Raw genomic sequence first — 14,249 nt, forward strand, 5'->3', positions numbered from 1 at the left:
GTCCTCGTAACGTCGAAACGGTTGCGTACCGACGCCCACAGGGCCTACGCTCCGATACGACGATACGGACCCGTCCCGACGCAAAGAACACGTCAAGAGAACGTCGGAACGCCGGGCCGGCACCGGACGCACCCCCACCCCCGAGTGAAAGCAGCGGATGTGAGCCAGGTACTCGACACACCGCCCAGCGCGACGGCCGCCCACGAGGATCTCGCGGCCCTCGCGGCCCGTCATGGTCTCTCGGTCAGCGGCGCACGTCCGCCGCTGCCCGAGTACATCCGCCAGCTCTGGGCGCGTCGCCACTTCATCACCGCCTTCGCCACCGCCAAGCTCACCGCCCAGTACAGCCAGGCGAAGCTGGGCCAGCTCTGGCAGGTCATGACGCCGCTGCTGAACGCGGCCGTGTACTACTTCATCTTCGGTGTGCTGCTCGGCACCAAGCGGGGCGTCCCGGACTACATCCCGTTCCTCGTCACGGGCGTGTTCGTGTGGACGTTCACACAGACCTCGATCATGACCGGCACCCGCGCCATCTCCGGCAGCATCGGCCTGGTCCGCGCCCTGCACTTCCCGCGGGCCGCGCTGCCGATCTCCTTCTGCCTCCAGCAGCTCCAGCAGCTGCTGTTCTCCATGGCCGCGCTGGTGCTCATCCTGTTCATCGTCGGGGTGCCGCCGACCCTGTCCTGGGTCCTCGTGATCCCGGTCCTGACGCTGCAGTTCGTCTTCAACGCCGGCGCGTCGATGGTCCTGGCCCGGATCGGCGCCAAGACCCCGGACATCGCCCAGCTGATGCCGTTCATCCTGCGCACCTGGATGTACGTCTCGGGTGTCATGTGGAGCATCGACAACCTGCTCAAGCAGCACCACGGCTGGCCCGTCTGGCTCGACGACGTGCTGCGCGCCAACCCCGCCGCGGTCTACATCGACCTGATGCGCTTCGCCCTGATCGACAGCTTCCACGCCGGCCAGCTGCCCCCGCACGTGTGGGCCTGGGCGGTCGGCTGGGCGGTCCTCGCGGGCGTCGGCGGCTTCATCTACTTCTGGAAGGCTGAGGAGACGTACGGCCGTGGCTGACAACACCGCGCTCACCGACGAGCGGATCCCCACCGTCATCGCCGACGGCGTCGACATCGTCTACCGCATCAACGGCACCGGCAGCGGCCGGGGTTCGGCGACCGCCGCGCTCAACCGCATCCTGCGCCCCGGGCAGGCCCAGAAGGCCGCCGGCACCCGCATGGTGCACGCCGTGAAGAACGTGTCGTTCGTCGCCTACAAAGGCGAGGCCGTCGGCCTGATCGGCACCAACGGCTCCGGCAAGTCCACCCTGCTCAAGGCCGTCGCCGGCCTGCTCCCCGTGGAGCGCGGCAAGATCTACACCGACGGCCAGCCCTCCCTGCTCGGCGTCAACGCCGCCCTGATGGGCGACCTGACCGGCGAGCGCAACGTCTACCTCGGCGGCCTCGCGATGGGCATGACCCGCGAGCAGATCAAGGAGCGCTACCAGGAGATCGTCGACTTCTCGGGCATCAACGAGAAGGGCGACTTCATCTCGCTGCCGATGCGCACCTACTCCTCCGGCATGGGCTCGCGGCTGCGCTTCTCCATCGCCGCCGCCAAGGACCACGACGTGCTGCTGATCGACGAGGCCCTCGCCACCGGCGACGCCAAGTTCCAGGCGCGCTCGGCCCAGCGCATCCGCGAGATGCGCGAGCACGCCGGCACGGTCTTCCTGGTCAGCCACAGCCTCGCCGCGATCCGCGACACCTGCGAGCGCACCCTGTGGCTGGAGCGCGGCGAGCTGCGCATGGACGGGCCCACCGAGGACGTCCTCAAGGAGTACGAGGAGTTCACCGGCGGCAAGAAGAAGCCCGCCGCCGCCAAGCCCAAGCCGACGGCCGCCTGACCGCACGGCACACGGTCACACGGTACGAAGAGGGGCGCCCCGGGCCACACGGCCCGGGGCGCCCCTTCGTCGTGTCCGCTACGAGTGCGTCCGCAGCAGGGTGCGCATCGTCCGCATCGCCACCGACAGGTTCGCCAGGTCGAACGTCTCCGAGCCCTGGATCTCCTCCAGCGTCGTGCGCGCCCGGCCCAGGATCGCCGTGTTGCGCTCCTCCCACGCCGCGAAGCGCTGCGCGGGCGTCGAGGTGCCGTTGCCGACGGCCAGGACGTCCGCGGTGAGCGCCGCGTGGGCCGCGTACAGGTCCTCGCGGATCGAGGCGCGGGCCATGGACTGCCAGCGGTCCGCGCGCGGCAGCTCGATGATGCGGTCCATGAGCTGGGTGATGTGCAGCCGGTCCGCGAGGTCGTAGTAGACCTCGGCGACGTCCAGCGGGTCCTTGCCCATGCGGTCGGCCACCGACACGATGTCCAGCGTCGGGAAGGCGGAGGAGAACCCGGCCACGCGCGTGGCGACTTCGTCCGGCACGCCCGCGCCGGTCAGCTCGTCATGGATCTGCTGGTACCAGTCCAGGTCCGCGCCGCGCAGCAGCTTCGGCAGCTGCTGCCAGACCTGCTCGACGCGCTCGGAGAAGAACTCCACCGTCTCGGCCAGCTGCAGCGGCTGCGGCCGGTTGTTGAGCAGCCAGCGCGTGCCGCGCTCGACCAGGCGCCGCGAGTGCAGCCGGATCCGGGTCTGCACCTCTGCCTCGACCTTGTTGTCCAGCGCCTCGACCGCGTCCCACACCGGCGCCGAGCGGAAGATCGCCCGGGCCGCGGTCTGCGCCCGCACGATCTCCTCCAGCGAGGCGCCGGTCTCCTCGCGCAGCCGGTGCAGGTACGTCGTACCGCCCGTGTTGACCGTGTCGTTGACCAGCACGGTCGTGGTGATCTCGCGGCGCAGCGGGTGGTTCTCGATCTGCTCGGCGAACTCCTGGCGCAGCGCCGTCGGGAAGTACGCGTAGAGCAGCCCGCGCAGGTAGGGGTCCTCGGGCAGCGAGGTGTGCAGCAGCTCGTCCGACACCGTGATCTTCGTGTACGCCAGCAGCACGGCCGTCTCCGGTCCGGTCAGACCGTGGCCGGCGGCGAGCCGCTCGCGGATCTGGCGGTCGGTCGGCAGGAACTCCAGCGCCCGGTCCAGATGGCCCTCGCGCACCAGGTGCTTCATGAAGCGCTGCTGGGCGTGGAGCATGTCCTGGGACTGCGCGAGGGCGTTGGCGATCGCCGTGTTCTGCGCGTAGTTGTTGCGCAGGACGAGGTGGCCGACCTCGTCGGTCATCTCGGCGAGCAGCTTGTTGCGCTGCTTGACGGTCATGTCGCCGTCCGAGACCAGCCCGTTGAGCAGGATCTTGATGTTCACCTCGTGGTCGGAGGTGTCCACGCCGGCGCTGTTGTCGATGGCGTCGGTGTTGATCCGGCCGCCCTGGAGCGCGAACTCGATCCGGCCGAGCTGGGTCAGGCCCAGGTTGCCGCCCTCGCCGACGACCTTGGCGCGCAGGTCGGCGCCGTCGACGCGGATGGCGTCGTTGGCCTTGTCGCCGACGTCCGCGTGGGACTCCGTCGACGCCTTCACGTACGTGCCGATGCCGCCGTTCCACAGCAGGTCGACCGGCGCCCGCAGGATGGCCTTCATCAGGTCGGCCGGGGTCATCTTGGCGATCTTCTCGTCGATGCCGAGGGCCGCGCGGATGTGGCCGTTGAGCGGGATCGACTTGGCCGTGCGGGGGAAGACGCCGCCGCCGGCCGACAGCAGGCCGGTGTCGTAGTCGGCCCAGCTGGAGCGCGGCAGCTCGAACAGGCGGCGCCGCTCGGCGTAGGAGGTCGCCGCGTCCGGGACCGGGTCGAGGAAGATGTGCCGGTGGTCGAAGGCGGCGACCAGGCGGATGTGCTCCGACAGCAGCATGCCGTTGCCGAACACGTCACCGGACATGTCGCCGATGCCGACCACCGTGAAGTCCTCGGCCTGCGTGTTCACGCCCATGTCGCGGAAGTGCCGCTTCACGGACTCCCAGGCACCGCGGGCGGTGATGCCCATGCCCTTGTGGTCGTAGCCGGCCGAGCCGCCGGAGGCGAAGGCGTCCCCGAGCCAGAAGTCGTAGGACTCGGCGACCTCGTTGGCGATGTCGGAGAACGTCGCGGTGCCCTTGTCGGCGGCGACCACGAGGTAGGTGTCGTCCTCGTCGTGCCGGACGACGTCGGCCGGGGGCACGACCTCGCCGGCCACCATGTTGTCGGTGATGTCGAGCAGCGCCGAGATGAACGTCCGGTAGCTGGCGATGCCCTCCGCCATCCACGCGTCGCGGTCGACGCTCGGGTCGGGCAGCTGCTTGGCGACGAAGCCGCCCTTGGCGCCGACCGGCACGATGACGGTGTTCTTCACCATCTGCGCCTTGACCAGGCCGAGGATCTCGGTGCGGAAGTCCTCACGCCGGTCGGACCAGCGCAGACCACCGCGCGCGACCTTGCCGAAGCGCAGGTGCACGCCCTCCACGCGCGGCGAGTACACCCAGATCTCGAACGCCGGGCGCGGCGCGGGCAGGTCGGGGATGGCCTGCGGGTCGAATTTCATCGACACGTAGTCGTGCGGCGTGCCGTTCGACGTGTTCTGGAAGAAGTTCGTGCGCAGCGTCGCCTTGATGACCGTGAGGAACGACCGCAGGATGCGGTCCTCGTCCAGCGAGGCCACCTGGTCCAGGGCCGCGTCGAGCTCCTCCAGGAGCGCGTCGACGATCTCGTGCCCGGCGCGCTGGCGGTCCGGCGACATCCGCGCCTCGAACAGGGAGACCAGCAGCCGGGTGGTGTGGACGTTGTTGCGGAGGGTGTCCTCCATGTAGTCCTGGCTGAAGGTGGACCCCGCCTGGCGCAGGTACTTCGCGTACGCCCGCAGCACCATCGCCTGGCGCCAGGACAGCCCGGCGCTGAGCACCAGGGCGTTGAAGCCGTCGTTCTCCGCCCGGCCGGTCCAGGTCGCGGCGAACGCCTCCTGGAACCGCTCGCGCGCGTCGTCGGCGAGGTAGTCGCCGCCGTTGGCCGCCTTGGCGAGCAGCGCCCGCGGGATGCGCAGGCCGAAGTCGTAGATCCAGGCGTTGGCGCGGTCCGAGCAGCGCAGCTCGTAGGGCCGCTCGTCGATCACCTCGACGCCCAGGCGGGCCAGCACGGGCAGCACCCGGGACAGCGAGATCGACTCGCCCTTGCGGTAGATCTTGAAGCGACGCTCGTCGGGTCCGGCGCCGACCGGCTCGTACAGGCTGAGCGCGAAGTCGTTGTCCTGGCCCAGCCGTTCGAGGTGGACCAGGTCGGCGACGGCCGCCCGCGGGGAGTGGTCGGCCTTGTAGCCCTCGGAGAAGGCGTGGTGGTAGCGGCGCATCAGCTCGGCGGAGCGCTCCTCGCCGAGTTCGGCGTTCAGCGCCTCGGCGAACCCGTCCGCCCAGGACCGCGCGGCCTCGACCAGCCGCGCCTCGATGCGCTCCTTGTCGCTGTCGCTGAGCTGCTGCAGCTCGGTGCCCGGCGGGACGCGGACCACGAAGTGCAGCCGGGACAGGATCGACTCGGTGTTCCAGGCGGTGAAGTCGACGCTGACGCCGCCCAGTTCCTCCTTGAGGATGTCGATGATCCGCAGCCGCACCCCGGTGGTGTAGCGGTCGCGGGGCAGGTAGACGAGGGCCGAGTAGTAGCGGCCGTACTCGTCCTGGCGCAGGTACAGCCGCAGCCGGCGCCGCTCCTGCAGGTACAGCACCGAGGTGACGATCGCCTGGAGTTCGCCGACCGGCGTCTGGAACAACTCGTCGCGCGGGTAGGTCTCCATGATCTGGAGCAGGTCGCGCCCGTCGTGGCTGTTGGGCGAGAACCCGGCGCCCTTCAGGACGGCCTCGACCTTGCGGCGCACCACGGGCACCCGCAGTACCGACTCGGTGTACGCGGCGGAGGAGAACAGTCCGAGGAAGCGCCGCTCCCCCACGACGTTGCCGTCCGCGTCGAACTTCTTCACGCCCACGTAGTCGAGGTACGAGGGCCGGTGCACGGTGGCCCGGCTGTTGGCCTTGGTCAGCACGAGCAGCTTGTGCTCGCGGGCCTTGGCTCGGGCGTCGGCGGGCAGCCGCTCGAAGGACGGGCTGACGGGGTGGCTCTCGTCGCCGGAGTGGTGCGGGTCGGAGCGCAGGATGCCCAGCCCGGTGCCCGGCACGGCGGCAAGCGAGTCGTCCTCGCGGAGCTGGTACTCGCGGTAGCCGAGGAAGGTGAAGTGGTCGGCGGCCAGCCAGCGCAGCAGCTCGCGCGCCTCGTCGAGGTCGGGGCCGGGCAGGTCGCCGGGGACCGGCTCCTCCTGGAGGCCGTCGGCGATCCGCAGCGCGGCGTCGCGCATCTTCTCCCAGTCCTCGACGGCCTCGCGGACGTCGGACAGGACGCGCAGCAGGTCGGCGGTGATCTGCTTCAGGTCGGACCGGTCGGTCTCCCGGTCGATCTCGACGTGGATCCACGACTCGACGTGCGCGTCGTGCGGCAGCCCGGCGGCCGCGGCCGGTGCGCCGAGCACCTCGATCAGCTTGCCGGTGACGTCACGGCGCACCACGAACTGCGGGTGGATCACGACGTGGATGCCGCGGCCCTGGCGGGTCAGCTCGTTGGTCACGGAGTCGACGAGGAAGGGCATGTCGTCGGTGACGACCTCCACCACGGAGTGGCTGCACGTCCAGCCGTTCTCCTCGACGGTGGGGGTGTGCACGCGCACGTTGGCGGTGCCCTGCGGCCGGTTCTCGGCGAGCCGGTAGTGCGAGAGCGCCGCGCCGAACACGTCGACCGGGTCGCGGTCGCCGAGGTCCTCGGGGGCGGTGTGCAGGTAGTAGCGCTGGAGGAACGAGAGCACCGACTCGTGGTCGGGGGCGTCCGGGCCGTCCGGGGTGTCCGGCGCGCCAGGGCTGCCCTCGCTCGTCGTCCCGGTCGGTAGGTGCCCCCCGACCGGGCTGTTCTCAGCGACCCGGGCGGCCCTCTCGAGCAGCTCGGCCTTGGCTTCGTCCAGCTTGGTCTGCATTGTCCTCTGGCTCCTGTCGCGCGCCGTTGCGTGACGTAGAAGGAAAAACGGTCTCGGTCCCTCCGGCGTGACGCCGCGACACGGGGTCTCCGGTCTGCTCCGACGCTATGCCGAGGGATGAGATGAACGGGGGGATATCAGCCATGTCCGACGCCCCCGACGACCCCGACGACCGCGGTGCGGCATCGCGCGTCCCGCTCGTCCGGGGTGTGTACGGCGTCCGGGGACCCCTGGGTCCCTCGTCCCGCCCGTGAGGACCAGCGACCGCCGCCCGGTCACGGAGACACTCCGTGCGAACCGGGCGCAGGGCAGGGGCCACAGCACCCCCGCGAACTATCGCGCTGATCACGCCACCAGGCTATCGCCCCTGCGGGGCCTCCCGTCATGAGCCGTATGTGTACAAAACAGGGGCGGGAACTTTGACGTTCTGCACAGGGGTGGAGTCGGGGGTGTGGTGCAGGGGGGTCCGCCGGGGCGGATGTGACGCACGGGAGGACGAGGTTCGTACGCTCGGCCGGGCCACGCCCGGTCGAACCGGGGGCGGCCCGCCGCACCGGGAAGTGGTCGCGCCGCACGCAGGAAGTGCCGTCCGCCGCACCGGGGTGGTGGCCCACGGCACCGAAAAGTGGCCGCGGTCACCCGGAGGGGCCAGGCTGAAATCGGCCACCGCCCCCTTGGCACAGCGCCGCCGGGGCGGCACGGTGCCCACACCACCACCTGGCAGGAGGAGGCCGCCGTGCCCACGAACATCCTCATCGTCACCGGTGACGCAGCCGAGTCGCTGGAGGTCCTCTATCCCTACCAGCGCCTGCGCGAAGAGGGTTACGAGGTCCACATCGCCGCCCCGACCCGCAAGAAGCTCCGGTTCGTCGTGCACGACTTCGAGGACGGCTTCGACACCTACACCGAGAAACCCGGCTACACCTGGCCCGCCGACCTGGCCTTCTCCGAGGTCGACCCCGGACGGTACGCCGCCGTCGTCGTCCCCGGCGGCCGGGCGCCCGAGTACCTGCGCAACGACCCCGAGCTGCGCAAGATCCTCAAGTCGTTCTTCGACGCGGACAAGCCGGTCGCCCAGATCTGCCACGGCCCGCTGCTGACCGCCGCCGTGGACGCCCTCAGCGGCCGCCACGTCACGGCGTACCCGGCGCTGGAGATCGACATGCAGACCGCCGGCGCGACCTTCCAGGACACCGAGGCGGTCGTGGACGGCAGCCTGGTCTCGTCGCGCGCCTGGCCGGACCACCCGGCCTGGATGCGCGAGTTCCTGACCGTCCTGCGCGCCAAGGCGCCGGTCACCTGAGGCCAGGGGTCACGCGGCGAGTTCCTCCGCCACCTGCACGGCCTCCGCCAGGCTGTCCACCACGGGCACCCCGACCGCCTCCAGGCTGGCCCGGCCGTGCGAGCCCCCGGTGTACAGCACCGCCCGCGCCCCCACGTGCAGCGCGGCCACCGCGTCGTCCGCGGCGTCGCCGATCACCACGGTCCGCTCCGCGTCCACGCCCATGAGCGCCTGGAGGTGGCGCACCATGTGCTCGGCCTTGCTGCCCCCGGACGGCCCGACCCGGCCGTCCACCCGCAGGAAGTGCGGCTCTATGCCGAACCCGCGCACCAGCGGCACCAGGTCGTCGTGCCCGTACATGCTGAGCAGCGACTGGCTGCGCCCCGCCGACCGCCACCCGGCGAGCAGGTCCGCCGCGCCCTCGGTCAGCATGCAGGCCGCCCGCCGCTCGGCGTAGTAGCGGTGGAAGACCGCGTCCATGACCTCCCACTCGGCGTCCGTGGGCAGCCGTCCCATCAGCCGCTCGTAGAACTTCGGCACCGGCACGCAGTACAGCGCCCGGTACCGCTCCAACGTGATCGGCTCCAGCCCCAGCTCGGCGAACGCCGCGTTCGTCGCCCCGATGATCGCCTCGTTGTCGTGGAACAGCGTCCCGTTCCAGTCCCAGACGATGTGCGCCCCAGTCTGCATCCCCATGTCCGCAAACGTACCCGCCCCCGCTGACAGCGGGGAGGGGCGGGAGCTCAGCCGGCCGATCCCACCAGGTTCGGGATCTCCTGCGTGGCGAACCACAGCAGCTCGTGGTCCTCGGCCCCGTCCACCACGAACTGCGCGTCGTCGTCCCCGCCGTCCGCCGCCTCCAGGGCGTCCGCCGCGGCGGCCACGTCCGCCTCCGCGTCGTCCGCGTCGACGTGCACGGCCGCCGCCTTGCCCAGCGGTACGGCCCCGGCGACCGTCACCTCGCCCAGCGCGGCCGGGTCCAGGCCGCGGTCCGGGTCGGACGCCGCCGCCCCGTCCGGTACGTCGACGGCGACCACGACCCGCCGCCGCGGCGCCCCTGCGTCCGCCGCGAGCAGCCGCAGCGAGGCCAGCGCGGCCCGGCTGAGCGCCGCGTACTCCAGCTCCTCGATGTCGTCCGAGAGGTACCACTCGCGCAGCCCGGGCGTGACGGCGTACGCGACGAGCGGCCCGGACCCCAGCTGTCCCGTCTTGTGCGCCTCGGCGAGCCCGGGGAGGGTCAGGGGGACGTAGACGCGCATGGCAGCCGCTTTCGTGGGTCGGGGGCTCCTGGAACGGTCTCCAGAATACGTGCGGGCGTCCCGCGGGCGTCCCCTTTCGGGTCTGTCCCCGCACCTCGGCGGGCGTCCACCCGGCGCCCGCCGTTCACCCGGTCCGCCCGCTTCCCCACGGGCCGCGGCACCCTCCCCGTCACCCTGATAGGTGAACTTCGGCGGGCCCCCGCCACGCACGGGACCTTGCTTGCCCTTCCCCTCGCCGACCCCGTACAAGATCGACCACCGCGGTTGGTTACCGACCGGTACCGACCGGATTGCGCCGAGTTTCCCTCGCGCACCAGATCACGGGGATCACATGAACAAGGTCATGACCAGGAGCCAGCGCCGCCCCGCCCCGCGGGCGGCCGCCCGTCCGCCGGCCCGCCGCGACTCCGGCCGCCCCGGCGGCGCCCCACCGCGCACACCGAGCGGCGGCACCGCCCGCACGACCGCCGGGGGCCGCCCACCGGCCGGCCCCGGCACCACCCACCGCACCCGCCCGGCCGACAACCGCCCCGGCACCGTCACGCGGGCCTCGGGGGCCGTCCCGGCGGGGCAGGGAGCGCCTGCGCAGCCCACCGCCACCGATGTCTTCGCCGAGCGCCTCCTCGCCGTCCTCAGCGGCCGCCGGCCCGTGCACGCGATGCTCCGCCACACCCTCGGCCGCGCCTACGACGACCTGGTCCGCCTCGCCGAGCACGGCCCGCTGCGCACCCTGCGCGGCGCCCGCCCCGTCGTCCGCGACATCGGCCACTACGAGGTCCGCCCCGGCACCATCGAGGCCTTCGCCCGCATCCGCGCTGGCGACCGGCTGCGCGCCATGGCCTTCCGCCTGGAACGCGGCACGGACCACCGCTGGCGCTGCACGGCCGTGGAACTAGGCGGCCCCCGCCCACGCCCCGAGGACGACTGACCGAGCCGCCCGCACCCGCCCACCGGCCCGGCACGGCACGCCGAAGGGCCGGCCACCCCCTGGGGTGACCGGCCCTCACGGAACCTGCGCCGACTGCCCGGCCCGGCTACTTCTTGCGGCGGCGGCCGCCCCGCGACTGCTTGCGGCGCTCCGCACGGGTCAGCCCGTCGGCCTCGGAGCGCACCGGCTCCTCGTCACCGGCGAAGTCACCCTCGATGGTGCCGCCCTCGCCGTCCACGGTCGGCGCCGAGAAGTGGAGGTTGCGCCGCTGCGGCACGTCCAGGCCCTTGGCGCGGATCTCCGGACGCGCGCCCGCCTGCGCCGGCACGGAGTCCTGCTTCTCCAGGTCGGCCACCGGCTTGGCGTCCTCGACCGGGACCTCCTCGACCTGCTGCTCGACCTGGACCTCCAGGTTGAACAGGTAGCCGACGGACTCCTCCTTGATGCCGTCCATCATGGCCTGGAACATGTCGAAGCCCTCGCGCTGGTACTCCACCAGCGGGTCCTTCTGCGCCATCGCGCGCAGGCCGATGCCCTCCTGGAGGTAGTCCATCTCGTAGAGGTGCTCGCGCCACTTGCGGTCCAGGACCGACAGCACGACCCGGCGCTCCAGCTCACGCATGATCTCCGAGCCGAGCTGCGCCTCACGCGCCTCGTACTGCTGGGTGATGTCGTCCTTGATGGACTCGGCGATGAACTCGGCGGTCAGACCGGCCCGGTCGCCCGCCGCCTCCTCCAGCTCCTCGATGGTGACCTTCACCGGGTAGAGCTGCTTGAACGCGCCCCACAGCCGGTCCAGGTCCCAGTCCTCAGGGAAGCCCTCGGAGGTCTCGGCCTGCACGTACGCGTCGATCGTGTCGTCCATGAAGTGCTGGATCTGCTCCTGCAGGTCCTCGCCCTCCAGGACGCGGCGGCGCTCTCCGTAGATGACCTCACGCTGGCGGTTGAGCACCTCGTCGTACTTCAGGACGTTCTTGCGGGTCTCGAAGTTCTGCTGCTCGACCTGCGACTGCGCGGACGCGATCGCACGCGTGACCATCTTGTTCTCGATCGGCACGTCGTCCGGGACGTTCGCCATCGACATCACGCGCTCGACCATCTGCGCCTTGAACAGCCGCATCAGGTCGTCGCCCAGCGACAGGTAGAAACGGGACTCGCCCGGGTCGCCCTGACGGCCGGAACGACCGCGCAGCTGGTTGTCGATGCGGCGCGACTCGTGCCGCTCGGTGCCCAGCACGTACAGCCCGCCGAACGACTCGACCTCGTCCTTCTCCGCCTTGACGGCCTGCTCGGCCCGCTCCAGGGCGGCGGGCAGCGCCGCGGCCCACTCCTCGATGTGCTCCTCCGGGTCCAGGCCGCGCTGGCGCAGCTCCGCCTCCGCGAGGTCCTCGGGGTTGCCGCCGAGCTTGATGTCCGTACCACGGCCGGCCATGTTCGTCGCCACCGTCACGGCGCCCTTGCGGCCCGCCTGCGCGACGATCTGCGCCTCGCGCTCGTGCTGCTTGGCGTTCAGCACCTCGTGCTGGATGCCGCGCTTGCTCAGCTGCTGCGAGAGGTATTCCGACTTCTCGACCGAGGTCGTGCCGACCAGGATCGGCTGGCCCTTCTCGTGCTTCTCGGCGATGTCGTCGACTACCGCCTCGAACTTGGCGACCTCGGTCCGGTAGATCAGGTCCGACTGGTCCTTGCGGACCATCGGCTTGTTCGTCGGGATCGGGACCACGCCGAGCTTGTAGATCTGGTGGAACTCGGCGGCCTCGGTCATCGCCGTACCGGTCATGCCGGACAGCTTCTTGTAGAGGCGGAAGAAGTTCTGCAGGGTGATCGTGGCGAGCGTCTGGTTCTCGTCCTTGATGTCCACCCCTTCCTTCGCCTCGATCGCCTGGTGCATGCCCTCGTTGTAGCGGCGGCCGGCGAGGATGCGGCCGGTGTGCTCGTCGACGATCATGACCTCGCCGTCGATGACGACGTAGTCCTTGTCCTTCTTGAAGAGCTCCTTCGCCTTGATGGCGTTGTTCAGGTAGCCCACCAGCGGCGTGTTGACCGACTCGTAGAGGTTGTCGATGCCCAGCCAGTCCTCGACCTTGCTGACACCCGACTCGTGGATCGCGACCGTGCGCTTCTTCTCGTCGACCTCGTAGTCGCCGGTCTCCTCGACGCCCTTGAGCGGGTTGCCCGCCTCACCGCGCTTGAGCCGCGTGACCAGCTTGGCGAAGTCGCCGTACCACTTCGTGGCCTGGTCCGCCGGGCCCGAGATGATCAGCGGCGTGCGCGCCTCGTCGATGAGGATGGAGTCCACCTCGTCGACGATCGCGAAGTTGTGGCCGCGCTGCACGAGTTCGTCCTTCGCCCACGCCATGTTGTCGCGCAGGTAGTCGAAACCGAACTCGTTGTTCGTGCCGTACGTGATGTCGCAGGCGTACTGCTCGCGGCGCTGCGCAGGCGTCATGTTGGCGAGGATGCAGCCGACGTCCAGGCCCAGGAACTTGTGGACGCGGCCCATCATCTCCGAGTCGCGCTCGGCCAGGTAGTCGTTCACCGTGATGAGGTGGACGCCGTCACCCGACAACGCGTTCAGGTACGCGGGCAGCGTGCCGACCAGGGTCTTGCCCTCACCGGTCTTCATCTCGGCCACGTAGCCGAGGTGCAGCGCGGCACCGCCCATCAGCTGCACGTCGTAGTGCCGCTGGCCGAGGACGCGCTTGGCCGCCTCGCGCACCGTGGCGAACGCCTCGGGCAGCAGGTCGTCCAGGCTCTCCCCGTCGGCGTACCGCTGCTTGTACTCATCGGTGAGGGCCCGCAGCTCGGCGTCGGAGAGGCCGACGAAGTCCTCTTCGATGGAGTTGACCTGGTCCGCGATGCGGTGCAGCTTGCGCAGGATCTTGCCTTCGCCTGCACGCATGATCTTCGAGAGGACGGACACGGGGGTTGGTCTCCTTGCCGGTCGGGCCTGGGACGGTCGGTGGTGACGGACTGAGCAACGGCCATCGTATGCGAGGACCCCGCCACGCCGGGAGGCCTGCCGTGCCGGGGACCGCACACCGGTGCGCGCCCGCTGGTCGGATGTCCTTCACCCCGAACAACGGCCGGGGCCCCCGGATGGTGCCGCCCCCACCGGACGAACGTGCGCGAATCGTGATCACTCCCTCACCGCCCGCAAGGAGGTGACGCACCGGCGCCCCACCCACCACAATCACCCGATGGACCCCGTCACCCTGACCTCGGACCGCCTCGTCCTCGACGCGCTCACCCCCCGCGACACCGACGCGGTGCACACGGCGGCCCAGGACCCGGACGTCCAGCGCTGGACGACGATCCCCTCGCCCTACCTCCCCGCACACGCGCGTGCCTTCACCGAGCGGCTGGTCCCCGACGGCTGGGCCAGCGACACCATGTTCACCTTCGGCGTCTTCCTGCCCGACCGCACCCTCACCGGTGCCCTCAGCCTCACCCGGCGCGCCCCCGGCACCGCCGAGGTCGGCTTCTGGACCGCCAAGGAGCACCGCGGCCGCGGCTACACCACCGAGGCCACCCTGACCGCCGCCCGCTGGGCCTTCACCGCCCTCGCCGTCGACCGCCTCGAATGGCACGCCGAAGTCGGCAACACCGCCTCGCGCGCCGTCGCCCACCGGGCCGGCTTCACCTTCGAGGGCACCCTGCGCGCGGCCCTCGACCACAGGGGCACCCGCCGCGACTGCTGGCTCGCCTCCCTCCTGCCCGCCGACCTCGGCCTGCCGCCCGCGACGCCCTACCTGCCGCACCGGCCCGCCCCGAACTGAACCGCACCGAGAAGAAAAACCCGCAGCTCACCCCCGG

9 protein-coding genes are annotated in these 14,249 nt (G+C 70.9%); 5 read left to right on the plus strand and 4 right to left on the minus strand.

Annotation, left to right across the window (positions count from 1 at the left end; translation table 11 throughout):
• Positions 1–159 precede the first annotated feature (159 nt).
• Positions 160–1,074 (plus strand): ABC transporter permease, encoded by a 915-nt coding sequence (locus tag E4U91_RS13840; protein ID WP_137307142.1) that lies wholly within the window; start codon positions 160–162, stop codon positions 1,072–1,074.
• Positions 1,067–1,903, plus strand: a complete 837-nt coding sequence (locus tag E4U91_RS13845; protein WP_137307143.1) for an ABC transporter ATP-binding protein — start codon at positions 1,067–1,069, stop codon at positions 1,901–1,903. Before E4U91_RS13840 ends, E4U91_RS13845 begins: the two co-directional genes overlap by 8 nt.
• A gap of 78 nt (positions 1,904–1,981) precedes the next feature.
• On the opposite strand, the gene E4U91_RS13850 is transcribed toward E4U91_RS13845, so the two are convergent.
• Positions 1,982–6,964, minus strand: coding sequence for an NAD-glutamate dehydrogenase (locus E4U91_RS13850; RefSeq protein WP_137307144.1), 4,983 nt, complete (start codon positions 6,962–6,964; stop codon positions 1,982–1,984).
• A gap of 736 nt (positions 6,965–7,700) precedes the next feature.
• On the opposite strand from E4U91_RS13850, the gene E4U91_RS13855 reads away from it, so the two are divergent.
• Positions 7,701–8,267 (plus strand): DJ-1/PfpI family protein, encoded by a 567-nt coding sequence (locus E4U91_RS13855; RefSeq protein WP_137307145.1) that lies wholly within the window; start codon positions 7,701–7,703, stop codon positions 8,265–8,267.
• Between the two features lie 9 nt (positions 8,268–8,276).
• On the opposite strand, the gene E4U91_RS13860 is transcribed toward E4U91_RS13855, so the two are convergent.
• Both E4U91_RS13860 and E4U91_RS13865 read right to left on the minus strand, forming a co-directional pair.
• Positions 8,277–8,942, minus strand: coding sequence for an HAD family hydrolase (locus tag E4U91_RS13860; RefSeq protein ID WP_137307146.1), 666 nt, complete (start codon positions 8,940–8,942; stop codon positions 8,277–8,279).
• A gap of 47 nt (positions 8,943–8,989) precedes the next feature.
• The gene (locus tag E4U91_RS13865; protein ID WP_137307147.1) at positions 8,990–9,505 is read right to left on the minus strand and encodes a DUF6912 family protein; all 516 of its coding nucleotides are present in this window, start codon (positions 9,503–9,505) and stop codon (positions 8,990–8,992) included.
• Positions 9,506–9,836: 331 nt separating this feature from the next.
• Between E4U91_RS13865 and E4U91_RS13870 the strand changes: the two genes are divergently transcribed.
• Positions 9,837–10,433 (plus strand): Rv3235 family protein, encoded by a 597-nt coding sequence (locus E4U91_RS13870; RefSeq protein WP_137307148.1) that lies wholly within the window; start codon positions 9,837–9,839, stop codon positions 10,431–10,433.
• Positions 10,434–10,539: 106 nt separating this feature from the next.
• Here the strand turns inward: E4U91_RS13870 and secA are convergent, their stop codons facing one another.
• Entirely contained in the window at positions 10,540–13,356 is a 2,817-nt protein-coding gene (gene secA, locus E4U91_RS13875; RefSeq protein ID WP_137307149.1) for a preprotein translocase subunit SecA, read from the minus strand.
• Positions 13,357–13,633: 277 nt separating this feature from the next.
• On the opposite strand from secA, the gene E4U91_RS13880 reads away from it, so the two are divergent.
• The gene (locus E4U91_RS13880; protein ID WP_137307150.1) at positions 13,634–14,212 is read left to right on the plus strand and encodes a GNAT family N-acetyltransferase; all 579 of its coding nucleotides are present in this window, start codon (positions 13,634–13,636) and stop codon (positions 14,210–14,212) included.
• Positions 14,213–14,249 lie beyond the last annotated feature (37 nt).

It is taken from the genome of Streptomyces lasalocidi, assembly GCF_005280215.1.
Taxonomy (GTDB): domain Bacteria; phylum Actinomycetota; class Actinomycetes; order Streptomycetales; family Streptomycetaceae; genus Streptomyces; species Streptomyces longwoodensis.